At 65.4% G+C, this 25,338-nt stretch carries 23 protein-coding genes and 1 tRNA gene; 9 read left to right on the forward strand and 15 right to left on the reverse strand.

What is annotated here, in order from left to right; genetic code table 11:
• From fdxH to V6E02_RS09605, 8 genes are all read left to right on the forward strand, one after another.
• Window positions 1-876, forward strand: a complete 876-nt coding sequence (fdxH, locus tag V6E02_RS09570; RefSeq protein WP_347308568.1) for a formate dehydrogenase subunit beta — start codon at window positions 1-3, stop codon at window positions 874-876.
• On the forward strand, window positions 873-1,496 hold the full coding sequence (locus V6E02_RS09575; RefSeq protein ID WP_347308569.1) for a formate dehydrogenase subunit gamma: 624 nt from the start codon (window positions 873-875) through the stop codon (window positions 1,494-1,496). The genes fdxH and V6E02_RS09575 overlap by 4 nt, the downstream gene beginning before the upstream one ends.
• A complete protein-coding gene (fdhE, locus tag V6E02_RS09580; RefSeq protein WP_347308570.1) occupies window positions 1,493-2,398 on the forward strand; it encodes a formate dehydrogenase accessory protein FdhE in 906 nt (301 codons plus the stop codon). The genes V6E02_RS09575 and fdhE overlap by 4 nt, the downstream gene beginning before the upstream one ends.
• Before the next feature lie 42 nt (window positions 2,399-2,440).
• The gene (gene selA, locus V6E02_RS09585) at window positions 2,441-3,856 is read left to right on the forward strand and encodes an L-seryl-tRNA(Sec) selenium transferase (RefSeq protein WP_347308571.1); all 1,416 of its coding nucleotides are present in this window, start codon (window positions 2,441-2,443) and stop codon (window positions 3,854-3,856) included.
• Window positions 3,853-5,733: a selenocysteine-specific translation elongation factor gene (gene selB, locus V6E02_RS09590; RefSeq protein WP_347308572.1), complete on the forward strand. Its 1,881-nt coding sequence runs from the start codon at window positions 3,853-3,855 to the stop codon at window positions 5,731-5,733. The genes selA and selB overlap by 4 nt, the downstream gene beginning before the upstream one ends.
• Window positions 5,734-5,762: 29 nt before the next feature.
• Window positions 5,763-5,858 (forward strand) — tRNA-Sec (locus V6E02_RS09595).
• 79 nt (window positions 5,859-5,937) lie between these two features.
• Window positions 5,938-6,702: a DUF2189 domain-containing protein gene (locus V6E02_RS09600; protein ID WP_347308573.1), complete on the forward strand. Its 765-nt coding sequence runs from the start codon at window positions 5,938-5,940 to the stop codon at window positions 6,700-6,702.
• A gap of 101 nt (window positions 6,703-6,803) precedes the next feature.
• A complete protein-coding gene (locus tag V6E02_RS09605; RefSeq protein ID WP_347308574.1) occupies window positions 6,804-7,550 on the forward strand; it encodes a ferredoxin--NADP reductase in 747 nt (248 codons plus the stop codon).
• Window positions 7,551-7,588: 38 nt separating this feature from the next.
• On the opposite strand, the gene V6E02_RS09610 is transcribed toward V6E02_RS09605, so the two are convergent.
• The 4 genes from V6E02_RS09610 to V6E02_RS09625 form a co-directional block, all read right to left on the reverse strand.
• Window positions 7,589-8,128 (reverse strand): response regulator transcription factor, encoded by a 540-nt coding sequence (locus V6E02_RS09610; RefSeq protein ID WP_347308575.1) that lies wholly within the window; start codon window positions 8,126-8,128, stop codon window positions 7,589-7,591.
• The gene (locus V6E02_RS09615; RefSeq protein ID WP_347308576.1) at window positions 8,121-9,446 is read right to left on the reverse strand and encodes an ATP-binding protein; all 1,326 of its coding nucleotides are present in this window, start codon (window positions 9,444-9,446) and stop codon (window positions 8,121-8,123) included. The genes V6E02_RS09610 and V6E02_RS09615 overlap by 8 nt, the downstream gene beginning before the upstream one ends.
• A 198-nt stretch (window positions 9,447-9,644) precedes the next feature.
• Entirely contained in the window at window positions 9,645-12,362 is a 2,718-nt protein-coding gene (secA, locus tag V6E02_RS09620; protein WP_347308577.1) for a preprotein translocase subunit SecA, read from the reverse strand.
• Window positions 12,363-12,449: 87 nt separating this feature from the next.
• Entirely contained in the window at window positions 12,450-13,367 is a 918-nt protein-coding gene (locus V6E02_RS09625; RefSeq protein WP_347308578.1) for a M23 family metallopeptidase, read from the reverse strand.
• A gap of 63 nt (window positions 13,368-13,430) precedes the next feature.
• On the opposite strand from V6E02_RS09625, the gene V6E02_RS09630 reads away from it, so the two are divergent.
• Window positions 13,431-13,919, forward strand: coding sequence for a DciA family protein (locus V6E02_RS09630; RefSeq protein ID WP_347308579.1), 489 nt, complete (start codon window positions 13,431-13,433; stop codon window positions 13,917-13,919).
• On the opposite strand, the gene V6E02_RS09635 is transcribed toward V6E02_RS09630, so the two are convergent.
• The 11 genes from V6E02_RS09635 to murD form a co-directional block, all read right to left on the reverse strand.
• Window positions 13,866-14,048: a hypothetical protein gene (locus V6E02_RS09635; RefSeq protein ID WP_347308580.1), complete on the reverse strand. Its 183-nt coding sequence runs from the start codon at window positions 14,046-14,048 to the stop codon at window positions 13,866-13,868. The two genes, V6E02_RS09630 and V6E02_RS09635, sit on opposite strands and share 54 nt — an antisense overlap.
• Before the next feature lie 14 nt (window positions 14,049-14,062).
• Window positions 14,063-14,974, reverse strand: a complete 912-nt coding sequence (gene lpxC / locus V6E02_RS09640) for a UDP-3-O-acyl-N-acetylglucosamine deacetylase (RefSeq protein ID WP_347308581.1) — start codon at window positions 14,972-14,974, stop codon at window positions 14,063-14,065.
• Window positions 14,975-15,073: 99 nt separating this feature from the next.
• Entirely contained in the window at window positions 15,074-16,240 is a 1,167-nt protein-coding gene (gene ftsZ / locus V6E02_RS09645) for a cell division protein FtsZ (RefSeq protein ID WP_347308582.1), read from the reverse strand.
• 105 nt (window positions 16,241-16,345) lie between these two features.
• On the reverse strand, window positions 16,346-17,581 hold the full coding sequence (ftsA, locus tag V6E02_RS09650; protein ID WP_347308583.1) for a cell division protein FtsA: 1,236 nt from the start codon (window positions 17,579-17,581) through the stop codon (window positions 16,346-16,348).
• A gap of 34 nt (window positions 17,582-17,615) precedes the next feature.
• Window positions 17,616-18,407, reverse strand: a complete 792-nt coding sequence (locus V6E02_RS09655) for a cell division protein FtsQ/DivIB (protein WP_347308584.1) — start codon at window positions 18,405-18,407, stop codon at window positions 17,616-17,618.
• Window positions 18,397-19,323 carry a D-alanine--D-alanine ligase gene (locus tag V6E02_RS09660; RefSeq protein WP_347308585.1) on the reverse strand — a complete coding sequence of 309 codons (927 nt, stop codon included), beginning with the start codon at window positions 19,321-19,323 and terminating at the stop codon, window positions 18,397-18,399. The genes V6E02_RS09655 and V6E02_RS09660 overlap by 11 nt, the downstream gene beginning before the upstream one ends.
• A gap of 88 nt (window positions 19,324-19,411) precedes the next feature.
• Window positions 19,412-20,302 (reverse strand): UDP-N-acetylmuramate dehydrogenase, encoded by an 891-nt coding sequence (murB, locus tag V6E02_RS09665; RefSeq protein WP_347308586.1) that lies wholly within the window; start codon window positions 20,300-20,302, stop codon window positions 19,412-19,414.
• On the reverse strand, window positions 20,299-21,711 hold the full coding sequence (gene murC, locus V6E02_RS09670) for a UDP-N-acetylmuramate--L-alanine ligase (protein WP_347308587.1): 1,413 nt from the start codon (window positions 21,709-21,711) through the stop codon (window positions 20,299-20,301). Before murC ends, murB begins: the two co-directional genes overlap by 4 nt.
• The gene (murG, locus tag V6E02_RS09675) at window positions 21,708-22,808 is read right to left on the reverse strand and encodes an undecaprenyldiphospho-muramoylpentapeptide beta-N-acetylglucosaminyltransferase (RefSeq protein WP_347308588.1); all 1,101 of its coding nucleotides are present in this window, start codon (window positions 22,806-22,808) and stop codon (window positions 21,708-21,710) included. The genes murC and murG overlap by 4 nt, the downstream gene beginning before the upstream one ends.
• On the reverse strand, window positions 22,805-23,968 hold the full coding sequence (ftsW, locus tag V6E02_RS09680; RefSeq protein WP_430626797.1) for a putative lipid II flippase FtsW: 1,164 nt from the start codon (window positions 23,966-23,968) through the stop codon (window positions 22,805-22,807). Before ftsW ends, murG begins: the two co-directional genes overlap by 4 nt.
• A complete protein-coding gene (gene murD / locus V6E02_RS09685) occupies window positions 23,968-25,338 on the reverse strand; it encodes a UDP-N-acetylmuramoyl-L-alanine--D-glutamate ligase (protein ID WP_347308590.1) in 1,371 nt (456 codons plus the stop codon). The genes ftsW and murD overlap by 1 nt, the downstream gene beginning before the upstream one ends.

Genomic DNA, 25,338 nt, shown 5'->3' on the forward strand with positions numbered 1-25,338 from the left:
ATGGCACTGCAATCCCTAGACATCAAAGCCCGCTCGGCCACCACCACGCCCTCGCCCTCGGTGCGCGGCGCCACCACTCAGGTGGCCAAGCTGATCGACATTTCCAAATGCATTGGCTGCAAGGCCTGTCAGGTGGCCTGCATGGAGTGGAACGATCTGCGCGACGGAATCGGCCACAACGTGGGCGTCTATGACAATCCCATGGACCTCACCGCCCAGTCCTGGACCGTGATGCGCTTCTCGGAAGTGGAAGTGCAGGCGGGCCGGCTGGAGTGGCTGATCCGCAAGGATGGCTGCATGCACTGCGCCGATCCGGGCTGCCTCAAGGCCTGCCCCTCGCCCGGCGCCATCGTGCAATACGCCAATGGCATCGTGGATTTCCATGAGGAAAACTGCATCGGCTGCGGCTACTGCATCGCGGGCTGCCCCTTCAACATCCCGCGCCTGTCGAAGCAGGACGGCAAGGCCTACAAATGCACCTTGTGCTCGGATCGGGTGGCGGTGGGACTGGAACCCGCCTGCGTGAAAACCTGCCCCACCGGTGCCATCGTCTTCGGCGCCAAGGAGGACATGATCCATCACGCCGAAGAACGCATCGCCGATCTCAAGTCGCGCGGCTTCCAGAATGCCGGCCTGTACGATCCGCCGGGCGTGGGCGGCACCCACGTCATGTATGTACTACAGCATGCCGACCGGCCGGAGCTCTACCACGGCCTGCCCAAGGATCCGGGCATCAGTCCGCTGGTGTCCCTGTGGAAGGGCATCACCAAGCCCCTGGCCAGCCTGGGTCTGGGGCTCGCGGTGCTCGCCGGCTTCTTCCATTACGTCACCGCCGGCCCCAATGAGGTCGAAGAGGACAAGGAGCACACATCATGAGCGCACCCATCGTTCCCCGCTATTCGCCGCGGGATCGCGCCAATCACTGGGTGATCGCCATCACCTTCATTTTGTTGGCGATCTCCGGCCTGGCGTTGTTCCATCCAGCGTTCTTCTTCCTGAGCAACCTGCTGGGCGGCGGCACCTGGAATCGCATCCTGCACCCCTTCATCGGCGTGGTACTGCTGCTCTCCTTTACCGCCTTCGCGCTGCGGCTCGCGGCGGACAACCGCATCACCGCCGCGGACCGGGAATGGAAAAAATACCTGCCCCGCATCCTGCGCAACGAGCCGGTGACCCTGCCCAAGATCGGCAAATACAACATCGGCCAGAAATACCTGTTCTGGTCGCTGGTGGTGCTGATCCCGCTGCTGTTTTTCACCGGCATCGTCATCTGGCAGCCTTGGTTCGCCTCCTATTTCTCCGTGGGCCTGATCCGGCTCGCCGTGCTGGTGCATGCGGCGGCGGCCTTCCTGGCCATGCTCGCCATCATCGTCCACATCTACTCGGCCATCTGGACCAAGGGCTCCATCCGCGCCATGACGCGGGGCACGGTGAGCGCGGCGTGGGCGAAGCACCACCACCCCGCCTGGTATGAAGAGGTGAGTCGCAGCCGATGACAGGCATTCTGCAACCGGGGCACATCGAGCCGCCGGTGGGCGATCTCCCCCGGCTGCGGCTGGCTCCCGAAAGTCTCTTCGCCGACCGTGCGGCGCGCTTTCGGCAGCTTGCCGCCGGTCACAGCCTGGAGCCCTTCTTGCATTTTTTGGGCGCGCTCGCCGCCGCGCAACATAGTGCCCGTGCCCATCTGCCGGCGCCATCGTTGCCGCCGTCCACCACCCTGGAGCAGGTCCGCGCCCATCACATGCCGCCGCTGGCACCTGCCGGCATCACCCTCGACGCCCACTGGCGCACGCTGGCCCGCCGCCTGGCCGCAGCCACCGTGGACAGCCTGCCGGCCGCGGGGCAAAGCGCCGCCCTTGCGTTGGCGGATGCCGAAGATGCCGCCCTCGACCAGGCCGCCCAGGCGTTCCTCGCCCAGCGGCCCCAGGCGCTGCCCGCAGCCTGGGTGCCCTTCGTCGCTGCTGCCCTTGAAGTCTATTGGGTGCATTTGGCTGCGAGCCTGGCCGGTGAGCTCGACGGCCTGGCGGAGCCGGCCACCCTGTGCCCTGTGTGCGGCGCGCCGCCAGTGTCGGCCATGCTGCAGATCGGCGGCGTCGAGCAGGGGCTGCGCTATCTGCACTGCAGTCGCTGCAACAGCGAATGGCATTTCGTGCGCGCCCAGTGCAGCAACTGCGGCGATGCCCGCGAACTTGCCTATTACAGCATCGAGGGCCGCATGCCGTGGGTCGACGCCGAGGCATGTGGCCACTGTGGTTCCTACCTGAAACTGATCCGCCGGGAGAAAGATCCCCAGGCCGATGCCCTGGCCGACGACGTGGCCAGCCTCGCCCTCGATTTGCTCATGGACGAAAAAGGCTTCTCCCGCAGCGGCCCCAACCCTTACCTGATCGCCACTTGACCATGCTTTCCTTCCACCATGACGCGTGCCGTTTGGTGAGCCATGCAGATTGTCAGCCCCGCCGCCCTGCCAGCCGTCGATAAGGTGCTCGCCTTCGCCGGCGTGCAAGCCCTGGCGGTGAGCCACGGGCGCAAGCCCACCTTGCAGGCCGTGCGGACGGTGCTCGGCCGTCTGCGCGCGTGTGCACTGGAGGGCAGCCTGCCCGCCGACGCGCTGCAGGAAGCGGCCCTCACCGGCGCCGTCGCCGCGGTGCTAAAGGCAGCGGACCGCCCGGCCCTGCGCGCCGTCTTCAACCTCACCGGCACGGTGCTGCACACCAATCTGGGACGCGCCCTGCTGCCGGAAGAGGCCATCGCCCGCGTGGCAGAGGTCATGCGCCGGCCGTGCAATCTGGAATTCGATCTCGCCTTTGCGCGGCGCGGCGATCGCGACAGCCTGGTGGAGCCCTTGCTGCAAGAACTCACGGGAGCCGAAGCCGCTGCCGTGGTCAACAACAATGCCGCGGCGGTGCTGCTCGCCCTCGACACGCTAGCGCGTGGCCGGGAGGTAATCGTCTCCCGTGGCGAGTTGATCGAAATCGGTGGCAGCTTCCGCATCCCGGACATCATGCGCCGCGCCGGCTGCAAGCTATTGGAGGTAGGCACCACCAATCGCACCCATCGCCACGACTATGCCGACGCCATTGGCGCCAAGACCGCCCTGCTGCTCAAGGTGCACACGAGTAACTACGTCATCCAGGGCTTCACTGCCAGCGTGGACGAGCCCACCCTGGCTACCCTGGCCCACGAGGCGGGGCTACCCTTCATGGTGGATTTGGGCAGCGGCACCCTGGTGGATTTGAGTCGCTACGGATTGCCCTATGAACCCACACCCCAGCAGGCGCTCGCCGCCGGCGCCGACCTGGTGAGCTTCAGCGGAGACAAGCTCCTGGGCGGACCCCAGGCCGGCATTCTGGTGGGGCGCAAAGAGCTCATCGCCCGCATCAAGAAAAACCCCTTAAAGCGCGCCCTGCGCGTGGACAAGCTCACCTACGCGGCGCTGGAAGCGGTGCTGCGGCTCTATCGCGATCCGGATCGGCTGCCGGCGCGCCTGCCCACCCTGCGTCTACTCACCCTCGCACCGGAAGAAATCGAACAGCGCGTGCAGGCCGTCGCCCCCACCCTTGCCAATACCCTGGCGGCACACGCCAGTGTCACGCCCATCCGGCTCGCCAGCCAGATCGGCAGCGGCTCCCTGCCCGTGGAACGGCTAGAAAGCCGCGGTCTACGCATCGAGCCCTTGGGCGGCGCGCGCGGCCGCGGGCGCCGGCTGGCGGCGCTGGAAGCGGCCTTCCGCCACCTGCCCACGCCGGTCATTGGCCGCATTGCGGACGATGCCCTGCTGTTCGATCTGCGTTGCCTGGAACGGGAAGCGGTGCCCGCTTTCCTCGACCAACTCACGCACCTGTCCCTGCCATGATCATCGGCACTGCGGGTCACATCGATCACGGCAAGACCACCCTGGTCAAGGCTCTCACCGGCGTGGACACCGACCGCCTAAAGGAGGAAAAGGCGCGCGGCATTACCCTAGAGCTGGGCTACGCCTACGTGCCCCTGCCAGAGGGGCCGGTGCTGGGCTTTGTGGACGTGCCCGGCCACGAACGCCTGGTGCACACCATGCTTGCCGGCGCCACCGGCATCGACTTCGTGCTGCTGGTGGTGGCGGCCGACGATGGGGTGATGCCCCAGAGCCGGGAGCATCTGGCGATCCTGGAGTTGCTGGGCCTGACGGACGGGGCGGTGGTGCTCACCAAGGTGGACCGAGTCAGTCCTGCCCGGCGCCAGGAAGCGCAGGCGGAAATCGCCATTTGGCTCGCATCATCCCCGCTGGCGACCGCCCCCGTATTTACCGTCTCCAGTCTCACCGGAGAAGGCATCCCCGAGCTACGCGCCCATTTGGTGCAACGGGCCCTACGAGCCACATCCCGGCGCACAGGTGGTCACTTTCGCCTGGCGGTGGACCGAGTGTTCACCCTGGCGGGCACCGGTACGGTGGTCACGGGCACGGCCCATTCCGGACAGGTAGCGGTGGGCGATCGCTTGGTGATCTCGCCCCAAGGCCTGCCGGTGCGAGTACGCAGTCTGCACGCCCAGAATCAGCCGGCGCAACATGCCAGAGGCGGCCAGCGCATCGCGCTCAACCTGGCCGGCGTGGACAAGGCCGAGATTCGGCGCGGCGATTGGATCGTCGCGCCTGACGCCCATCATCCGGCGCGCCGCTTCGACGCGCGCCTGCGAGTGCTGGCAAGCGCGCCGCGTCCCCTTCTTTCTTCAACACCTGTCCATCTGCACTTGGGCAGCCAGGACGTGCTCGCCCGGCTGCTGCCGCTTGATCGGGATGCGATCGAGCCCGGCGGCGAAGGCCTGGTGCAAATCGTGCCGGATCGGCCGGTGGTAGGCGTGCACGGTGATCGTTTCGTGCTGCGCGATGCGGCTGCCACGTGCACCTTGGCGGGTGGCGTCATCCTCGACAGCGAACCCCCTGCCCGGCACCGCCGCAGCGCAGAACGCATCAGTTGGCTCGAGGCGGAAGCCGCGCCCGATGCGCTCACCGCTCTGTGCGCGGTCTCGCCCCTGGGCTTGGACCTCGCCCGCTTTGCCCGCAACCGCAACCTGCGGACGGAGGAGCTAGCCGCTCTGGTTGCGGCCACGGGCTTGCGCCGGGTGCAGGGTCCCGACGTGGACTGGCTGACCGGCTCGAGCCAATGGCAAGCGCTCTGCGAGCGCGTGCTCACCCGCCTGGCGGCCCATCACGCCCAAGAACCAGACGCCCTCGGGCCCGATCGGGAGCGGCTGCGACGCATGAGCCTGCCTACCGTGCCCCGCGGGCTTTATCGCGCCGTGCTCGACGACTTGCTGGCCAGCGGACGAGTCGTGCTCACGGGAGCAGCCCTGCACCTGCCGGAACACCGGGTTCAGCTTGCGCCCGCGGAAGAGGCCCTGTGGGGGCGGCTGCGGCCCCTGCTCGCCAGTGAGCCCTTCCTGCCGCCACGGGTGCGCGACATCGCCCGCGCCCAGCTTTTGGAGGAAAACAAAGTGCGCCTACTCCTGAAGCGGGTGGCGCGCACTGGGCAGGTATGCCAGGTGGCCCACGACCACTTCTTCCTGACCGAGGCGGTGGCGGCGCTTGCTGACATCGTCACGGCAATGGCTGGGGACGAAGGCGTTACCGCGGCCGCCTTCCGCGATCGCATCGGCACCGGACGTAAACTGGCGATCCAGATTCTGGAATACTTCGACCGCAGCAGGCTCACCCGGCGCGTGGGCGACCGACATCGTCTGCGCACGCCGATTTAGGCTCAGGCGGCATGAGGTTACGCGTGCATGGAAGGGATACGTCCCCGGTGGGGCGGCCGGACTTCAAATCCGGTTGGGCACGTCAGACGTGCCCGGGTGGGTTCGACTCCCGCTCCCTTCCGCCAATCGGAACAGAAGGCCTTGGTTTTGATCTAAATTGAGTGTGTTAGGCATGACTGACAACACCCGTGAAAGGAGGATGTCATGAGCACCGTTACCATCAAACCCGATACCCGCAGCATCGATCTGCCCAGCATCAACCGGGTGGAAGCGAGTCGGCCCCTTGCCTGGCTCAAACGCGGCGCGGCCGACCTGGCTCACTGCTGGCCCTTGTCGCTGAGTGTGGGCGCCTTGTTCAGCCTGATTGGCTATGGGCTCCTCAGCTATGCCTGGCCTCGGCCCCACCTGGTGCTCACCCTGCTGTCGGGCTTCCTGCTGATCTCGCCCTTCCTCGCCCTATCCTTCTATGAACAGTCGCGGCGACGGGAAGCCGGCGGCGGACCCTGGTTCGCCACCGTCCGCGGCAACTGGGGTTCCATTGGCCTGTTCGCGGCGGGCCTGGCCTTCGTTCTGTCCAGCTGGGAGCGGCTGTCGGCCATCCTGGTGGCCCTTCTCCATCCCGGTGACATCGTCGGCGAAGGCTTTACGCTGACCGGCCTGTTTGCGGGCGGCAATCTGACTTTTCTCACCGTCTATGCCCTTGCGGGCGGGGCGTTGGCCGTGTTGGTGTTCGCCCTGTCGGTAGTGTCCTTGCCCATGATGCTGCACCGCAAGGCGGACATCGCCCACGCCATCGTCACCAGCCTGTGGGTGGTGCGGGAAAATCCTTTGACCATGCTGGTATGGGGCGGCATCATCGTTGCCCTGACCGCGCTGTCCTTCGCCCTGTGGCTGGTTCCCATGGTCGTGGTCTTCCCGCTCTTAGGCCACGCCACCTGGCATGCCTATCGGGATCTCGTGGGTGAGTGACCCTGGCCCGTCCGGGGAAATGCGCCCTGCGGGGCGCATTTCTTTTTGTGGAACCGTAGCGCGGCGAACCGGTCGTACCATGGTTTTTTTCAGGAGACCTCATGGCCTACAGTGAACAAACCGTGCAATGGGTACGCCCCTGGTCGGCGCGCACCTTTAGCTTCGCCGTCACTCGACCCGCGGCGCTACGCTTCCGCAATGGCGAATTCGTCACCCTGGGCCTGCGCCGGGAAGGCAAGCTCTTGGCGCGCGCTTATTCCATCGTGTCCACCAACGATGCGGCGCACCTGGAATTCCTGAGCATCCACGTGCCGGACGGGCCGCTCACCAGTCTCCTGGCGCAGGTCAAGCCGGGCGAAACGGTATGGGTGAACGACAAGCCCACCGGCACCCTGACCCTCGATCACATCCGCCCGGGGCGAGTACTCTACATGCTAGCCACCGGCACGGGCCTCGCGCCCTTCATGAGTCTGGTGCGCGACCCGGAAACCCACCGCCGCTTCGAACAGGTGGTGCTGGTGCATTCCGTGCGCAGCGCGCCGGAACTCGCTTACCGGGAAGAGCTGACGGCGCGCGAGGATGATCGCTTCCACTATGTGCCCACCGTCACCCGCGAGCCCTTCCCGGTGCAGGCGCGGGGCGCCGATCTGTTTCGCTCCGGTGAGCTCACCCGGCGCCTCGATCTCCCCGCCCCCGACCCCGAATTCGATCGGGTCATGGTCTGCGGCAATCCCGCCATGACCAAGGAAATGACCGAGTACCTCAAGGCTCACGGCTGGACCCCGACCAACCACAAGGGCGTAGGCAACTTCACCACCGAGCTTGCCTTTGTGCTGCGGGAGTCTTGACCAACGGCGAGCGGGCAGGCCGTCTGTCCCCTCGTCCCTTAGCGCGGCACCGGCTTCTTCGCGAGCTTGCGCTGCAGAGTGCGGCGGTGCATCTTCAGGGCGCGTGCAGTGGCGGAAATGTTGCCATCGTGCTCCGCGAGCACCTTCTGGATATGTTCCCATTCCAGTCGGTCCACGCTCAACGGCTCGGCTGCGACCGGTAGCGCCGGATCGCCGCTGGCCCGGCCTAGAGCGGCGATGATTTCGTTCGGATCGGCGGGCTTGGCGAGATAATGAGTGGCGCCCAGCTTGATGGCTTCCACCGCGGTGGCGATGCTGGCATAGCCGGTGAGGACGAGGATGCGCATGTCCGTGCGCAGCGCCCGCAACTGCGGCACCAGCGCCAAACCCGACATGCCGGTCATCTTCAGGTCCACTACCGCATAGGCCGGCGGGTCGGCCCGCGCCATCGCCAGCGCCTCCTCGCCACTCGATGCGGAACGCACGCAAAAGCCGCGCCGGCCCAGCGCCCGGCTCAGCACCCGACGCAGGGTGTCATCGTCGTCCACCAGCAATAGATCGCGGCTTCCTTCATGCATGGCCTTCCCCCTTCACCAGCGGCAGACGGACTTCCGTCACACTCCCGCCATCGGGCCGGTTTTTTAAGCGCACCTGGCCACCCAGCCGCTCGACGGTGGCATTGGCGAGAAACAGGCCGATCCCCAGCCCTTGCCGGGAGGGGTCCGCCTGCGAGCGCTCGGGCAGGAAACGCTTGCCAGCGGCAGCGACGACGTCGGCTGGAACCCCAGGACCCCGATCGAGGATGCGCAACACGGCCCACTCGCCCTCGGTGTCTGCGCTAACTTCCACACCTTCGGGCGACGCCTTGGCCGCATTGTTGAGCAGATTGAGTAGGGCCTGCTCTAGGGTATCGTCGATGGCAAGGTGCGCAGTAGCGCCAGTCCCCAAACGCAGCGCAACCGGTGTCCGTGGCCAGAGCAGACGCCAACGTTCCGCCAGCGCCTGCACGTAGTCGGTGAGCGCGACTTCGCGGCGCACGCCCCCTTCCAATTGCCCCACGGATTCCACCAGGCGCTTGAGCACCGCCTTGCACTGATCCACTTGGTCGCGAATCAGCGCAAGCTGGGGCGCAAGCTCCGGATCGTCGGCGAATTCGTCCTTCAGTTCCGCGGCCACCACCGCCACCGTGGCGAGCGGGGTGGCCAGCTCGTGGGCCGTGCCCGCAGCAAGCGTGCCCAGCGCCACGATGCGCTCGTTGCGCAGCGCCTCCTCCCGCGCGACCGCCAGCTCCCGCTCCCGCGCCCGCAGGCTAGCGGCGATACGTTGCACGAAGAAGGTGATGAGCCCGGCGCTGATCACGAAATTGAGCCACATGCCCAACACGTGCATGCCAAACTGGCCATGCTCGCCGTGCATGTATAGTGCCCGCTGGCCCCCGCCCATGAGGGTGGTGAGGGGCGCCTGCAGCTCCATGCCAGGCAGCGGCACGTAATATTCCAGTAGCAGGGTGTAGCAGGCGACGGTGAGGGCGGCAATGGCCCAGGCGTAGGGGGCCGCGAGCAGCGCCGCGGCAACCGACAGGGGCAACAGATAGAGGGAGACGAAGGGATTGGTGGCACCGCCGGTGAAATAAAGCAGCAAAGACATCGCCACCACGTCCACCAGAAGTTGCGCGAAGAGTTCCGGTTCCACCACCGGCCCGCCCCAGCGCAGCCGCGCCCAGGTGAAGGCGCTCAACACAGCCAGCGCCGCAACCACCGTGAACAAGGGCGCCAGAGGCAGATCAAGCCCCAGCCAAAGGATGGCCATGGCGATGGCGGCAAGCTGGCCAGCGATCTCGATCAACCGCAGCACGTGCAGGCGGCGCAAGCTCTGGTTGGCGGGATGGCAAGGCATGGGCAAGCACAGAAAATTGCCATTGTAGCGCCGCCTACGCCGTCTCCTGATGCGGCATCGGGTCGCACCCTGCCGCTGGCCTCTTGGTAACCCTCGGTCGAGCCAGTCGACGCACGAGCGCCTCCCACCCACCAGCAAAAACCCGTGGGCGCGACCCGAGGTGCGGTCAGCTCCTGGAGGAAATCGCCGCTAGAGCGTTCAGGTCAGCCGACCGTGGCAGTGTTTGTACTTCTTGCCGGAGCCGCAGGGACAAGGGTCGTTGCGACCGATCTTTTCACCGGCGCGCACGAAGGGGGCGGTTGCGGTCGCCGCCGCCTGACCTGCCTGGCCCAGCACCTCGTCATAATCGGCGTGGTGATACTGGACATTGGCCGGCTCGGCATGACTGTCCACCACCTGCACTTCCTCGGCGCTGCGAATCTGCACCGAGAGGGTGATGCGGGTGACCTCGTGCTTGATGGTATCGAGCATGTAGGAGAAGAGTTCGAACGCTTCGCGCTTGTATTCCTGCTTCGGCTGTTTCTGGGCGTAGGAACGCAAATGGATGCCCTGGCGCAGATGATCCAGCGCCGCGAGATGCTCGCGCCAGTGGGTGTCCAGACTCTGCAGCAGGATGCCGCGCTCGAAGTGATGCATGGCCTCGCGGCCCACCGCATCTACCTTGGCCTGGTAATGGGCCTCGGCTGCCTCCAGGATGCGGGCGAGCAGGCCCTCCGCGTCGAGTGCGCTGTCTTCGTTAAGCCAGCGCTGCGCGGGCACATCGAGGGTGAACTCGGCCTTGAGGACCTTCTCCAACCCAGCGACGTCCCACTGTTCCTCCACGCTTTCAGGCGGCAGGTGCTGGTAGAAGATGCTGCGCAGCACGTCCTCGCGCATGGCGCGGATGGTGTCCGAGACATCCTCGGCTTCGAGCAAGGCGTTGCGCTGTTCGTAGATGACCTTGCGCTGGTCGTTGGCGACGTCGTCGTATTCGAGTAGCTGCTTGCGAATGTCGAAGTTGCGCGCCTCCACCTTGCGCTGGGCGTTCTCGATGGCGCGCGTCACCCAGGGATGTTCGATGGCTTCGCCTTCCGGCATATTGAGCCGCTGCATGATGGCCGCGACCCGGTCGGAGGCGAAGATCTTGAGCAAGGGATCTTCCAAAGACAGGTAGAAGCGGCTGGAGCCCGGATCGCCCTGTCGGCCCGCACGTCCGCGCAACTGGTTGTCCACCCGGCGCGACTCGTGGCGCTCGGTGCCGATGATGTGCAGCCCACCCTGCTCGATCACGAAGTCGTGCTGCTTCTGCCATTCGGCACGGATGGCGTTGATGCGCTCTTCCTTCTGCGCCTCGGTGAGAGTGTCGTCATTGATGACGGCGTCGATCTCGGGCTGCGGGTTGCCACCCAGCACGATGTCGGTACCGCGGCCCGCCATGTTGGTGGCGATGGTGATCATGCCAGGCTTGCCTGCCTGAGCGACGATTTGCGCCTCGCGCGCGTGGTGCTTGGCGTTGAGCACCTGGTGCGGCAGTTTTTCCTTCTTGAGCAGCCCGGAGAGATACTCGTTGATTTCGATAGAGGTCGTCCCAACCAGCACCGGCTGACCGCGAGTGTGACAGTCGCGGATGTCGGCAATCACGGCGCGGTATTTCTCCGCCGCCGTCCGGTAGACGAGATCCAGATAATCCTTGCGGATCATGGGCCGATGCGTGGGAATCACCACCGTTTCCAGGCCGTAGATCTGCTCGAACTCGTAGGCCTCGGTATCCGCCGTGCCGGTCATGCCAGCAAGCTTCTCGTACATGCGGAAATAGTTCTGGAAGGTGATGGAGGCCAGTGTCTGGTTTTCTTTCTGGATGGGCACGCCTTCCTTGGCTTCCACCGCCTGATGCAAGCCATCGGACCAGCGCCGACCCGGCATCAGTCGACCGGTGAATTCATCAACGATGATGACTTCGTTGTTCTGCACCACATAGTGCTGGTCCCGGTGATAGAGGGCATGCGCCCGCAGCGCCGCGTAGAGGTGGTGCATCAGAGCGATGTTGGCGGGCTCGTACAGGCTAGTACCCGGTGGCAGCAGCCCCGCCTCGCCGAGTAGACGCTCCGCCTTCTCGTGCCCTTCCTCGGTGAGGATCACTTGGTGAGCCTTGAGATCGACACTGTAATCACCCGGCCCATTTTCCTCTTCCTGCTTGATCAGGCGGGGTACTAGAGCGTTGACGCGCAGGTACAGTTCGGTGTTGTCATCAGCCTGGCCGGAAATGATGAGAGGCGTGCGCGCCTCGTCGATCAGGATGGAGTCCACCTCATCCACGATGGCGTAATGAAGCCCCCGCTGTACCCGATCGCTCGGGCTGTACACCATGTTGTCACGCAGATAGTCGAAGCCGAACTCGTTGTTGGTGCCGTAGGTGATGTCGGCGGCATAGGCAGCCTGTTTCGCCGCGTGGTCCGTCTGGGACAGGTTGACGCCGACGGAAAGGCCGAGGAAGCGGTGGATGCGCCCCATCCATTCCGCATCGCGCTGGGCCAGGTAGTCGTTGACGGTGACGATGTGCACGCCCTTGCCCGCGAGGGCATTGAGATAGGCCGGCAGGGTGGCGACCAGGGTTTTACCCTCGCCGGTGCGCATCTCGGCGATCTTGTTCTGGTGCAGCACCATGCCGCCAATGAGCTGGACATCGAAGTGGCGCATGTTGAGCACGCGTTTGCCGGCCTCGCGCACCACGGCGAAGGCCTCCGGCAGCAGGTCGTCCAGGGACTCGCCATTGGCCAGGCGTTGCTTGAATTCCACGGTCTTGCCCGCCAGCTCCTGGTCGGACAGGGCCTGCATCTTCGGCTCTAGTTCGTTGATGCGGCGCACGACCTGGGTGTATTGCTTAATCAGCCGCTCGTTGCGACTGCCGAAGATTTTTTTCAGCAAACCAGAGATCATGGTGTGAGTTCTCGTGCCCGAATGTGAAACGAGGTGCAGCCGGATTCCGGCTGCACCTCAGCGAAGGCCGCCTGCAAACGAAAAGACTCAGCCTGCTGGCTGCAGATAACGGGTTGGGTTCTGCGGCACGCCGCGATTGAGGACTTCAAAGTGGAGATGGGGTCCGGTGGAGCGGCCGGTATTGCCGACCTCGCCGATCTTTTGACCGCGCAACACCACGTCGCCTTCCTTGACCAGACGCTTCGAAGCGTGGGCGTACCGGCTGACGAGCCCGTTGCCGTGATCGATCTCAATCATATTACCATAGCCGGGATGGTAATCCGAATACACGACGATGCCACCCGCCGCGGCCAGGATGGGCGCGCCTATCGGCGCCATGAAATCCACGCCCTCGTGCAGCGCACGCAGGCCGGTGAAGGGGTCGATACGCCAACCAAAATTGGAAGTGAAAAAGCCGCCAGGGACGGGCGGCGCGCTAGGCAATGCGCTTTGGCGCACCCGTTCCCGGCTCAGAGCCGATTCCATCACGGCCAGGCGCTCCGCCCGGTCGTCCAACTGCCGCGAGAGTTTCTCGATCTCCGCGGCGAACTCGCCCAGGGACACGGGATGCGCGGGCAGGCTGGAAGGATTACCCCCTTGGCCGGGCTTGCGGTCGAACTGGAATTCCTCCTGGCGCACCCCCGCCATGCGCGCCAGCCGCTCGCCCAGGGCATCCAGGCGCAGCATCTGGGCCTGCATCTCACCCACCTTGATCGCCATGGCGTTGAGGCTTTGCTGAAGATAGAGGCGGTTCTTTTCTGCTTCCGCCTGGTGCGCGGAGAGAATCAGATGCTGCACGAAAGGAATGCGCACGTCCCCCAGATGGAACAAGATAAGATAGGAAAACAGGAAGGCAAACAACACCATGCCGCCTAAGACTACCGCGACCAACAGTGTCATGTCGCGGCGCCCCAGGCAGATGGTGCGGCTACGCGCCAGCCGGTCCGATACGATTATGATGTTCATAGACGCATCCTCCATTTCGGGCACGACCGTCCGCAGCAAAGCGGCACTGGACCGTGAAAGCAGATGACGCGCAAGCTCTCCGGCTTTCTTACCGAGCCGATATCTGGTCTTGGCCGTCTCACCCGCGAGGCGAAACGGCTCATGACCCTGCAACAGGATTGGGAAGCGATCGCGCCGCCGGGGCTGGCGCGGTTTTCACGGGTCACCCCGGTGAAGGACGGGATCCTGACCCTATATGCCGATAACGGCGCAGCCGCCGCGAAGCTGAAGGCGCAGCTGCCCCGCCTCCTGTCGAGTTTTCGTCAGCGGGGCCACGACGTTACTGCAATCCAGGTCAAAGTGCAAGTGACGAGCCCGTCGAGGGAGCGCCGGCGGCAAGCCAGGAAGCCCCCTATCCCAGCCGCCGGGCTGGCCGAAATCGCGGCCCTGGAACGGAAATTGGCCCCGTCTCCGCTTAAGCAGGCACTCACCAGCCTGCTGCGCCACCAAGGTCAGGCGTTAGCGCAGGATGACTCGGCTCAAGGCGATGAGACCGAGCACCACCACCAGTAGCACTAGGGAGAATTTGAGGAGCTGCCAGGCGAAGCGAAACCAGCGCGGATCGCGCGAAACCAGGCCCATCAGCAGGGCACCGCCGAGCGCGAGGCCGGCGAGGATGAGATAAAGGCGCAGCAGGAACATGGGCCTTGCGGCCCTCAGGCCAACTGGGCGGCCAGGCGCTGGAAGGCGGGGGGCGCTTCCTGTTCGCGGGCGAAGCGCACATATTCCCAGGCGCTGGCGTCGGCCGCCAGGGCCCGGCAGATCCGGTTGTTGAGAGCATGGCCAGACTTATGGCCGGTGAAGGCGCCGATGAGGGGATGGCCGAGGAGATAGAGATCGCCGATGGCATCCAGCACCTTGTGTTTCACCAGCTCGTCGTCGTAGCGCAGCCCCTCGGCATTGAGCACGCGGAACTCATCCATCACCACCGCGTTGTCCAGGCTTCCACCCAGGGCCAGGCCGTTGCTGCGCAGGGCTTCCACCTCGTGCATGAAGCCGAAGGTGCGCGCGCGGGCCACTTCCCGCACGAACGAGGTGGCGGCGAAATCCACCGTCACCTGCCGTCCTTCTTCGAACACGGGGTGGGCGAAATCCACGCTCAAGGTGACGCGAAAGCCATTGTAGGGCGCAAGCCGCACCCACTTGTCACCCTCCTGCACCTCCACCGTTTTCAGCACCCGGATGAAGGTCTTGGGGCTGTTCTGCTCCTCGATGCCGGCCGATTGGATGAGGAATACGAAGGGGCCGGCGGATCCATCCATGATCGGCACTTCCGCGGCATCCAGCTCCACGTAGACGTTGTCGATGCCGAGTCCCGCGAAGGCGGCCATCAGGTGCTCCACCGTCATCACCTTGGCGCCGCCGGCTTCCAGGGCGGAACACAAGCGGGTATCGCTCACCAGAAAGGGATCGGCCTTGATCTCGGGCGCCGCCGGCAGATCCACGCGGCGAAAGACAATGCCGGTGTCTGCAGAGGCAGGACGCAAGGTCATCTGTACCTTGCGGCCAGTGTGCAAACCGACGCCGGTGGCGCGGATCAGGGTCTTGAGGGTACGTTGCTTGAGCACAGCCGCTTCCCGTGGCGTAGAGCCTGGAAAAAAGCACAACATTCTAGCATGACCGCTCCGGCCCAGGCCGCCGGAGCGGTGTTTTTCTTGCCCCAGTCCTCAATCCGCCTGCTTGCGCAGGAAGGCGGGGATGTCGAGCAAGTCCACCCCACTCGCCTTCATGGCTTCTACCGTCGCATCGCGGCGCCGGCGCAGCACCGCCGGCTGATCCAGCGCACCGTAATCCACCACGTCCGCCGCCATGGGCGAGGGAACGGGATCGGTGCCGGTGCGCACCACTTGGATCTGGGGCTTGGGCTGCTTGGCCACCGAAGGCATGCCAAGGCCGGTGGCGACCACCGTCACGCGCAGATCCTCCGCCATGTTTTCGTCGAACACCGCGCCGAAGATGACGGTCGCGTCCTCCGCGGTGAACTCGCGGATGGTGTTCATAACCTCGTGGATCTCCTTCATCTTCAGCGACTGATTGGCGGTGATGTTGACCAGAACGCCGCGCGCCCCATGCAGGTTGACGTCTTCCAAAAGCGGGCTCTTGACCGCCTGCTCGGCGGCCAGCCGTGCACGCTGGCTGCCCTGGGCGCGCGCCGAACCCATCATGGCCATGCCCATCTCGCTCATCACCGTGCGCACGTCCGCGAAGTCCACGTTCACCAGGCCCGGCGAGCTGATCACCTCGGCAATGCCGGCCACCGCCCCGTGCAGCACGTCATTGGCAGAACGGAAGGCGTCCAGCACCGAGACGTCATCGCCCAGCACTTGCATCAGCTTTTCGTTGGGAATGATGATCAGCGAGTCCACGTTGTGGGCCAGGGCCTCGATGCCGGCTTGCGCGATCTTCAGGCGCCGGCCCTCGAACATGAAGGGCTTGGTCACCACAGCCACGGTGAGGATGCCCAGTTCCTTGGCCACTTCCGCCACAACCGGCGCGGCACCGGTGCCGGTGCCCCCGCCCATGCCCGCGGTGATGAACAGCATGTCGGCACCGTCGATCGCCTCGGCGATGGCTTCCCGGTCCTCCAGTGCGGCCTCGCGGCCGATCTCGGGATTGGCTCCGGCCCCCAGTCCCTTAGTGATGGAGGCACCAATCTGCAGCTTGGAGCTGGCGCGACTCTTGGCTAGGGCCTGGGCGTCGGTGTTGGCGGCGATGAATTCCACGCCGGTGAGGCCGCTTTCGATCATGTGGTCCACGGCGTTGCCGCCGCAGCCGCCCACGCCGATGACCTTGATGACTGCATCCTGGGATTGACTATCGAGAATCTCAAACATGTTTACCTCCTCATAACGTTAGCCTGGACAAGACACTGGAATCCTTAGCCTCGCAGTCTCACGGCGGCCGACATCGTTTCTTCATCGCCATCCCCTTCCCTTGTTTCAAAAGCCCTGGAACCACGCCTTCATGCGTTCGAAAATCTGTTGCAGCGACGAGCTTTTGAGCCGCGCGAGCTGGTGCCGCTGGTATTGCTCGAGACCAGCCAGCAACAGGCCCACCCCGGTGGCGTAGCGTGGATTGCGCACCACCTCCTGGAGCCCGCCGACGTACTGGGGCAGACCCAGACGCACCGGCATGTGGAACACTTCCTCACCCAGTTCCACCATGCCCTCGATCAGACTGGAACCGCCGGTGAGCACGATGCCGGATGAAATCAGGTCTTCGAAACCGCTACGCCTAAGCTCCGCCTGCACCAAGGAATAGAGTTCTTCCACGCGTGGCTCGATCACTTCCGCCAGGGTCTGGCGCGACAGTTGCCGTGCGCCACGCTCACCCACGCTGGGCACGTTCACCATGTCGGTGGGGCTGGCCAGTTGGCGCAGGGCACAGCCATGGGCGCGCTTCAAGTCCTCGGCTTCCTTGGTAGGTGTGCGCAGGGCCATGGCGATGTCGTTGGTGATCTGGTCGCCGGCGATGGGAATCACCGCGGTGTGTTGGATGGCGCCATGGGTAAACACGGCGATGTCGCTGGTACCACCGCCGATGTCCAGCAGGCACACGCCCAGTTCCTTTTCGTCCTCCGACAACACCGCCATGCTGGATGCCAGGGGCTGCAGGATGAGATCGCGCACCTCGAGTCCGGTGCGCTTGACGCACTTGATGATGTTCTGGGCCGCGGACACCGCGCCGGTCACGATGTGGACCTTGGCCTCCAGGCGCACGCCACTCATGCCAAGAGGTTCGCGCACACCCTCTTGGCCATCGATGATGAATTCCTGGGTGAGGATGTGCAGGATCTGCTGATCCATGGGGATGTTCACCGCGCGCGCGGTTTCGATCACCCGGTCCACATCGGCCTGGGTTACCTCCTTGTCCTTGATGGCCACCATCCCGTGCGAGTTCATGCTCCTGATGTGGCTGCCGGCGATGCCGGCATAGACCTCGCGGATCTTGCAATCCGCCATCAGCTCGGCATCTTCCAGGGCGCGCTGGATGGAATTCACGGTGGAGTCGATGTTCACCACCACGCCCTTCTTCAGCCCGCGGGATGGCGCCTCGCCCAGACCCACCACTTCCAAGCGGCCCTCGGGCAGCACTTCCGCCACCAGGGCCACCACCTTGGAGGTGCCGATGTCCAGTCCCACGATCAGATTCTTCTGGTCTTTCCCTTTGGCCATCCCTGTGCCTTCTTTGTCGTCTGTTCCGTGTCGGTCACACCTTGCCGGCCGGCGCGCCCAGGCGCACGGCGAAGCCGTTTGGGTAGCGCAGATCCACGTAGGCCACCGCCTGGGACAGCTGTCCCACGGTGGCCGCGTAATGCCGGGCGAAACGCGAAAGGCGCGCCGCCACCTGCTCCCGCCCCAGGGCCACCAACAGCCCGTTGTCGAGTTTCAATTCCCAAGCGCGGCGCGCGTTCAGGTGCACCGCCACCGGTTTGAGTCCCGCTGGCGCCAGCGCACTACGGAACACCTCGTAGTGCTGCACCATCTCCCGCGCCGCGCCCTCTGGCCCGTCAAACAGTGGCAGCGGCTCGTCGGAGGCGGCCTGGAACACCTCGCCGCGTGTGTTCACCAGCCCGCCCGCCGCCCAGCGCGCCAGCGCCACATGTTCCTCCAGCGTCACTTCCAGCCGATCCGGCCATTGCCGGCGCAGACTGGCGTGGCGTACCCAGGGCAGCTTCTCAAAGGCCTGGGTGATGCGCGCTAGATCGAGGGTGAAGAAATTGCCCTTAAACTCGCGGGTGACGATGTAGCTCACCTGTTGGTAGGTGACATGGCGCAGCTCGCCCTTCACCTCGACATGGCGTAACGGAAACACCGGCAAATGGATCACGAGAAACAGCAGCGCATAGACGAGCAGAATGGCTGCCAGGGCATAGAGCAGATTGGCCAGCCACAACATGAGCTGGGCACGATCCCACTGGGACAGCACCAGGAAATTGGATCCCGGCGCGGCCATGGGCCGCCGCTGAAGATCGCCCTTGTCGATGTGCTTACGCCACATCGTCCTTCTCCAGCCGGGCCAGTTCCAGGATGCGCAGGACCAGCTCTTCAAAGGACAGTCCGGCCTGACGTGCCGCCATCGGTACCAGGCTGTGATCGGTCATCCCGGGCGCGGTATTCATTTCGAGGAAATAAGGTGTGCCCTGCTCGTCCACGATGAAATCGGCACGGCCCCAGCCGCGGCAGCCGAGGATGTGGAAGGCACGCAATGCAAGCGCCTGCAAGGCCTGCTCCCGTTCGGGTGGCAAGCCACAGGGCACGATGTAACGGGTATCGTTGGCCAGATACTTGGCGTCGTAGTCGTAGAAGCTGCGCGGTGTCTCCAGTCGGATCAGGGGCAGCGCCCGCTCACCCAGGATGCCCGCGGTGTACTCCGCGCCGGTGACGAAGGCCTCGGCGATCACCAAGCGGTCGTGGCGCGCGGCGAGCTCCCAGGCGGCAGGCAAATCTCTAGCGTGCACCACTTTGCTCATGCCGATGGACGAGCCCTCGCTGGCGGGCTTGACCATGAGGGGCAATCCCAGCTCGCGCACCACCGCATCGAAATCACTGTCCGCGTCCAGCAGGGCGTAGCGCGGAGTGGGAATACCCGCCGCCTGCCAGATCATCTTGGTGCGCCACTTGTCCATGGCCAACGCCGAGGCGAGCACTCCGCTGCCGGTATAAGGAATGCCCATCAGCTCCAACAGCCCCTGGATGGTGCCATCCTCCCCGTAGCGTCCGTGCAGGGCGATGAAGGCGCGGTTAAAGCCTGCGAGTTCGGCCAGAGGGCGCTGTAGAGGATCAAAGGCGTGGGCGTCCACGCCGCGCGCCTTGAGCGCGGCGAGTACGGCGCCGCCGCTCTTCAGGGAAACCTCGCGCTCGGCCGAACGCCCACCGCATAGCACCGCGACTTTTCCGAATCGTTCTGGTGTCATCTTAAGAATCCCTTCCCCCGCCAAGCCGGGGCAACGGGCGCCCTGCCCGCGGCTGGGCGCTGCATCGCGCTCCTGTGTTCTTTGTTGGTCACGTTTTTTCCCCGACGATGCGCACTTCCGGCTCCAGCGTGATACCCGTCTCGCCCGCCACCGTCGCCTGAACCAGCTCGATCAGGGCTTCGATGTCCGCCGCCGTGGCTTGACCCAGGTTGACGATGAAATTGGCGTGCTTTCCCGACACCTGGGCGCCGCCGATGCGCCGGCCCTTGAGGCCACAAGCCTCGATCAGACGCGCGGCGAAATCCCCCGGTGGATTACGGAACACCGACCCGGCATTGGGCAGGTTGAGTGGCTGTGTGGCGATGCGTTTCTCAAGCAAGGCCTTGATGCGCTGCTGTGCGGCCGCGCCCTCTCCTGCCCTCGCCGTGAACCACGCGGCCACGAACCACTCCTCGCTGGCCGCCCCCGATGGCGCGCCGCGCAAGGCCACGTGGCGGTAACCGATCTCGAAATCGTTTGGATTCCGCCGGCGCAGGGTGCCGCGACGATCGAGGGTGAGCACCTCATCGACGAGCTGCCAGGTCTCGGCGCCGTAGCAGCCGGCATTCATGGCCAGGGCGCCGCCCACGGTGCCCGGGATGCCGGCCAAGAATTCGGCACCCTGGTAGCCATGGCGCGCCGCGAAGCGTGCGAGCTTGGGCGCCGCCACGCCGGCCTCGGCATAAATCCGCCCTGCGTCCATCCTCACCTCCTTGAGCGCCCCATGCGTCAAAATCACCGTTCCCCGGAAGCCGCCATCACGCACCAGCAGGTTGGAACCCAGGCCGACGAAGAGCACCGGTTCCGTCGCCGGCAAGGCCGCCAGAAAGGCGCGAAGATCGGCGAGATCCGCTGGCACGTAAGCGCGCGCCGCACGGCCGCCAGCACGCCAGCTGACATGGCGTGCCATGGGTTCGTCGATGAGCAGCCGGCCTCTCACACCTCACCTTGCACGCCCCAAATGCCACAACCCATGGCCACTGCCGCCGGCACTTGGCCGATGGAGCCCGCACCCATGGTGAGCACCACGTCGCCCGGTCGCACCACGTTGCAGATGGCTTCCGGCAACGCTTTCACGTCTTCCACGAAAATCGGTTCTACCCGGCCCAGCACGCGCACCGCCCGTGCCAGCGCGCGGCCGTCGGCGGCGACGATGGGGGCTTCGCCCGCGGGATAGACTTCGGTAATGAGCAGCACGTCCACCGTGGATAGCACCTGCACGAAATCCTCGAACAGGTCGCGTGTGCGCGTGTAGCGATGGGGCTGGAAGGCGAGCACTAGACGCCGGCCCGGAAAGGCCCCACGCGCGGCCGCCAAGGTGGCGGCCATTTCCACCGGGTGATGGCCGTAGTCGTCGATCAGGGTGAAGGTCTCGCCACCCGGCAGGGCAATCTCGCCATACCGCTGGAAGCGGCGCCCGACGCCGCGGAATTCTTCCAGCCCCTTCTGAATCGCACGCTCCGGGACACCCACTTCGCTTCCCACGGCGATGGCGGCCAGCGCATTGAGCACGTTGTGCCGGCCCACGCAGTTCAAGCGAATGGAAAGCTTTCGGCGTCCTTTGCGCAGCACGTCGAAGTGCATCTGCGCTCCCACTGCCTGGATGGCCGTGGCCCGTAGATCAGCATCCTCGCTCGTGCCGTAGGTAACGATGGGCTTGGTGATGCGCGGCAGGATGGCGCGCACGTTGGCATCGTCCACGCACAGCACGGCCACGCCCCAGAAGGGCAGGCGCTGCAGAAAATCGACGAAAGCCTGTTTGAGCCGCTCGAAGTCGTGCCCGTAGGTTTCCATGTGATCCGCGTCGATGTTGGTCACCACTGCGATCACCGGCATCAGGTGCAGGAAAGAGGCATCAGACTCGTCCGCTTCCGCCACCAGGAACTCGCCCGACCCCAGGCGGGCATGGGCACCCGCCGCCTCGAGCCGTCCGCCGATGACGAAGGTGGGATCCAGTCCGCCTTCGGCCAGCACGCTCGCCACCAGGCTGGTGGTGGTGGTCTTGCCGTGGGTGCCGGCGACGGCAATGCCCTGCTTGAAACGCATCAACTCGGCAAGCATCAGGGCACGCGGCACCACCGGGATGCCATGGGCACGCGCAGCGAGCACCTCCGGGTTGTCCTCGCGCACTGCGCTGGAAATCACCACCACGTCCGCCTTGCCCACCTGGGCGGCGGCATGACCGCGGAACACCTTGGCCCCCAATTTGGCCAGCCGACGCGTGGTCGCGCTGTCCGCCAAATCCGAGCCACTCACCTTGAAGCCTAGGTTGAGCATCACCTCGGCGATGCCACTCATGCCCGCGCCGCCGATGCCCACGAAATGGATGCGCTTGACCTTGTGCTTCATGCGGCGAGCTCCATGCACACCTGCGCCACGACTTGCGCGGCATCCGGCTTGGCCAGGGCGCGCGCCTGTAGAGCCATCTCGGCCAGACGCTGCCGTGTCAGCTGGCCAAACAGTCGCGCCAATCTTTCCGGGCTCAAATCGGGTTGAGGGACGAAAAGCGCCGCCCCCGCGTCGGCCAGGAATTTCGCGTTCGTGGTCTGATGGTCGTCCACCGCATGGGGATAGGGCACGAGGATGCTGGCCACGCCCGCCGCCGCCAGTTCCGCGATGGTGAGCGCGCCAGCGCGGCAGACCACCAGATCGGCCTCGGCGTAACGGGAAGCCATGTCGTCGATGAAAGGCAGGATCTCGGCTTGCACGCCGGCGGCTTGGTATCGGGCCTTAACAGCCGCGAAATGCGGCCCGCCCGTCTGGTGCACCACCTGCGGTCGGATCTCGGGTGGCAGCTGGGCCAGCGCGCGCGGCACGACCTCGTTGAGGGCCTGCGCCCCGAGGCTGCCACCCACCACCAGCAGACGCAGCGGTCCATTCCGCCCGCCATAACGCGCCGCCGGATCGGGCAGCGCGGCGATCTCCGCTCGCACGGGGTTGCCTGTCCAGAACGTGTCCACGCGACGGCAGGGAATGGGCGCATCGCGGGGCCCGCGCAGGGCGTCGGGGAAACCGACTAGCACCCGGTCGGCGAGGCAGGCGAGCACGCGGTTGGTGAGGCCGGCCACGGAATTCTGCTCGTGAATCACCAGCGGTCGGTTGAACAGGGACGCCATCAGTCCGCCCGGGAAGGCCGCATAACCTCCCATGCCCAGCACCACATCGGGCCGATGGGCGAAAAGGGCGCGTGCGCTTTGCCAGAAGGCAACGAGCAAGGCTATCGGCAGAAGCAGCTTGCGCAGCCAGCCTTTGCCGCGAACGCCGCCGAAACTGAGCCAGGCCATGGGAATACCATGGGCGGGGACGACGCGCGCTTCCAGCCCCGAGCGGGTACCCAGCCACACCGCGCGCCAGCCGCGCCCCATGAGTACCTGGGCCACGGCCAGCCCTGGATAGACATGGCCACCCGTGCCGCCGGCCATGATCAGGATGGTGCGCCCGCTCATACCGAATACCCCTTGAGCAGCTGGCGCGACTCCCAGTCGATGCGCAACAGAATGCCCAGCGCCGCGCAGTTGGCGGCAATACCCGAACCGCCGAAGGAAAGCAGGGGAAGCGTAAGACCCTTGGTGGGGAGCAACCCCACATTCACGCCCATGTTGATCACCACCTGGACACCGATCCAAAGGCCGATGCCGTAGGCCACCAGGGCCGCGAAGGGGCGCTCCAGGCGCTCGGCCTGACGCGCGATGGCGAAGGCGCGCAGCACGAGGAAGGCGAACAGGGTCGCCACCACCGTCACGCCCAAAAAGCCCAGTTCCTCCGCTACCACGGCGAGCAGGAAGTCGGTGTGGGCTTCGGGCAAGTAGAGCAGTTTCTCCACGCTGGCACCCAGCCCGACGCCGAACCATTCACCGCGGCCAAAGGCGATCAGGGCGTGGGAGAGCTGATAACCCTTGCCGAAGGGGTCGGCCCAGGGGTCCATGAAGCCGATGATGCGCTGCATGCGATAGGGCGAGCTCCAAATGACGATCACGAACCCGATCACCAGCATCACCAACAGCGCCCCGAACTGCTTGCCGTTGACCCCCCCAAGAAACAAGATACCCATGGCGATGGCGATGATCACGGCAAAGGCGCCGAAGTCGGGCTCGCGCAGAAGCAGGGCGCCGATGAACAGCATCACCAAAAGCATGGGCAAGAAGCCCTTGGTAAAACTCTCGATATGGCTCGCCTTGCGTACCGTGTAGTCTGCGGCGTAGAGCACCACGAACAGTTTCATCAGCTCCGAGGGCTGCAGATTGATGAAGACGAGGGAGAGCCAGCGGCGCGAGCCGTTCACCTCGCGGCCGATGCCCGGCACCAGCACCAGCGCAAGCAGCACGATGCCCAGAACGAACAGCCAGGGAGCGAGCTTCTGCAGGGCACGCGTGGGGAACTGGAAGGCAACGAAGCCCAACGCCAGCCCGAACAGGACGAAGAAGGCGTGACGCGTTAGGTAATAGGTTTCCTGATGATTGGTATAACGGCTGGCGCCGGCCATGGCGATGGAGGCGGAGTACACCATCACCAGGCCGAAGGCGAGCAGGAGGAGTACGGTCCACAGCAGGGCCTGGTCGTAATCCGGCTTCGCGTGCTGGGCCTGGAAGGGGGCAGAGTAGAGCATCATGGCTGGCTCTCCGCCGCGAGCGCCCGTACCGCCGCGATGAACACTTGGGCGCGATGCTCGTAATTGCGGAACATATCGAAGCTCGCGCAGGCAGGCGAGAGTAGCACCGCGTCCCCTGGCCGGGCAGCGGCGTGGGCGCGACGCACGGCCTCGTCCATGTCGACGGCGGAAAGCAGGGGCACACGGGTGGTGGCCAGCGCGCGTTCGATGAGGGGTGCGTCACGACCGATGAGCACCACCGCGCGCGCATGCCGCGCCACCGCCGGGGCCAGGGGCGCGAAATCCTGCCCCTTGCCATCGCCGCCGGCAATGAGCACGACTGGCACGCCCAGACCTTCCAGGGCCGCCACTGTGGCACCCACGTTGGTGCCCTTGGAATCGTCGTAGTAGGTGACTCCAGCGATTTGCGCCACGCGTTCCACCCGGTGGGGCAACCCCCTGAAGCTACGCAGGGCGTGAAGCAGTAGCGGTAGGGGAAGCTCGATGGCCTGGCACAGGGCGAGGGCCGCCAGGGCGTTGGCGACATTGTGCAGCCCCGCCAGCGGGAGCTCGGCCACGGGCAGCAGCCGTTTTTCGCCCTTGGCGAGCCAAGCCCCGCCCTCGGCCTGCACCAGCCCCCAGTCGGTAGGATGGGGAGTCAGTCCGAAGGTCACCACCCGCCGCCCTGGCAGCGCCATGCCGCGGCTATGGGCATCGTCGCGATTGAGGACCTGCACGCCTTCCCCCTGGAAGATGCGGGCCTTGGCCGCGGCGTAGTCGGCCATGCTGTCATAGCGGTCGAGATGATCCTGGCTGAGATTGAGCACGCTGGCGGCATCGGCATCCAGGTGCACGGTGGTTTCCAACTGGAAGCTTGAGAGCTCCAGCACGAATACATCGGGCGCCCGTTCACCATCTTCGATGGCGGCGAGCGCAGTGAGCACGGGCAGCCCGATGTTTCCCGCCACCACGGTGGACAGGCCCGCCTCCCGGCACAGGACGCCAACCAGCTCGGTGACCGTGCTTTTGCCATTGGAGCCGGTGATGGCGAGGAGTCGGGTGTGTTGCCGCGGACGGTAAAGAGCAAACAGCTCGATGTCGCCCACCACTGGAATGCCCGCCGCGCGCGCCCGCGCCACGTGGGGTTCGGCCAGGGGCACGCCGGGACTGATGGCGATCAGGTCCACGCCCGCAAAGGTCGCGTCGCTCAAGGGCCCCAGGTGGATGGGTACCTGCGAAAACTCACGGGCAGCCGTCTCGGCGTGGGGCGGCGTGGTCCGTGTGTCGGCCAGGCGCAGCCGGGCACCGCGGCGTGCCAGCCAACGCGCCATAGACAGGCCGGTATCGCCCAACCCCAACACCAAGACCGTTTTGCCTGCCAGCTCCAT

The sequence above is a fragment of the Thiobacter sp. AK1 genome, assembly GCF_039822265.1.
Taxonomy (GTDB): domain Bacteria; phylum Pseudomonadota; class Gammaproteobacteria; order Burkholderiales; family Thiobacteraceae; genus Thiobacter; species Thiobacter aerophilum.

What these genes read in the sequence shown, in the direction of transcription:
- V6E02_RS09610 (WP_347308575.1), bottom strand. Translation starts at nt 8,128, where the DNA reads ATGCATGAAGGAAGCCGCGATCTATTGCTGGTGGACGACGATGACACC.
- fdxH (WP_347308568.1), top strand. Translation starts at nt 1, where the DNA reads ATGGCACTGCAATCCCTAGACATCAAAGCCCGCTCGGCCACCACCACG.
- V6E02_RS09655 (WP_347308584.1), bottom strand. Translation starts at nt 18,407, where the DNA reads ATGTGGCGTAAGCACATCGACAAGGGCGATCTTCAGCGGCGGCCCATG.
- V6E02_RS09615 (WP_347308576.1), bottom strand. Translation starts at nt 9,446, where the DNA reads ATGCCTTGCCATCCCGCCAACCAGAGCTTGCGCCGCCTGCACGTGCTG.
- ftsW (WP_430626797.1), bottom strand. Translation starts at nt 23,968, where the DNA reads ATGCTCTACTCTGCCCCCTTCCAGGCCCAGCACGCGAAGCCGGATTAC.
- secA (WP_347308577.1), bottom strand. Translation starts at nt 12,362, where the DNA reads ATGATCTCTGGTTTGCTGAAAAAAATCTTCGGCAGTCGCAACGAGCGG.
- selA (WP_347308571.1), top strand. Translation starts at nt 2,441, where the DNA reads ATGCAGATTGTCAGCCCCGCCGCCCTGCCAGCCGTCGATAAGGTGCTC.
- V6E02_RS09605 (WP_347308574.1), top strand. Translation starts at nt 6,804, where the DNA reads ATGGCCTACAGTGAACAAACCGTGCAATGGGTACGCCCCTGGTCGGCG.
- V6E02_RS09575 (WP_347308569.1), top strand. Translation starts at nt 873, where the DNA reads ATGAGCGCACCCATCGTTCCCCGCTATTCGCCGCGGGATCGCGCCAAT.
- V6E02_RS09630 (WP_347308579.1), top strand. Translation starts at nt 13,431, where the DNA reads ATGACGCGCAAGCTCTCCGGCTTTCTTACCGAGCCGATATCTGGTCTT.
- V6E02_RS09635 (WP_347308580.1), bottom strand. Translation starts at nt 14,048, where the DNA reads ATGTTCCTGCTGCGCCTTTATCTCATCCTCGCCGGCCTCGCGCTCGGC.
- V6E02_RS09625 (WP_347308578.1), bottom strand. Translation starts at nt 13,367, where the DNA reads ATGAACATCATAATCGTATCGGACCGGCTGGCGCGTAGCCGCACCATC.
- murG (WP_347308588.1), bottom strand. Translation starts at nt 22,808, where the DNA reads ATGAGCGGGCGCACCATCCTGATCATGGCCGGCGGCACGGGTGGCCAT.
- ftsA (WP_347308583.1), bottom strand. Translation starts at nt 17,581, where the DNA reads ATGGCCAAAGGGAAAGACCAGAAGAATCTGATCGTGGGACTGGACATC.
- V6E02_RS09660 (WP_347308585.1), bottom strand. Translation starts at nt 19,323, where the DNA reads ATGACACCAGAACGATTCGGAAAAGTCGCGGTGCTATGCGGTGGGCGT.
- fdhE (WP_347308570.1), top strand. Translation starts at nt 1,493, where the DNA reads ATGACAGGCATTCTGCAACCGGGGCACATCGAGCCGCCGGTGGGCGAT.
- V6E02_RS09600 (WP_347308573.1), top strand. Translation starts at nt 5,938, where the DNA reads ATGAGCACCGTTACCATCAAACCCGATACCCGCAGCATCGATCTGCCC.
- murC (WP_347308587.1), bottom strand. Translation starts at nt 21,711, where the DNA reads ATGAAGCACAAGGTCAAGCGCATCCATTTCGTGGGCATCGGCGGCGCG.
- ftsZ (WP_347308582.1), bottom strand. Translation starts at nt 16,240, where the DNA reads ATGTTTGAGATTCTCGATAGTCAATCCCAGGATGCAGTCATCAAGGTC.
- selB (WP_347308572.1), top strand. Translation starts at nt 3,853, where the DNA reads ATGATCATCGGCACTGCGGGTCACATCGATCACGGCAAGACCACCCTG.
- murD (WP_347308590.1), bottom strand. Translation starts at nt 25,338, where the DNA reads ATGGAGCTGGCAGGCAAAACGGTCTTGGTGTTGGGGTTGGGCGATACC.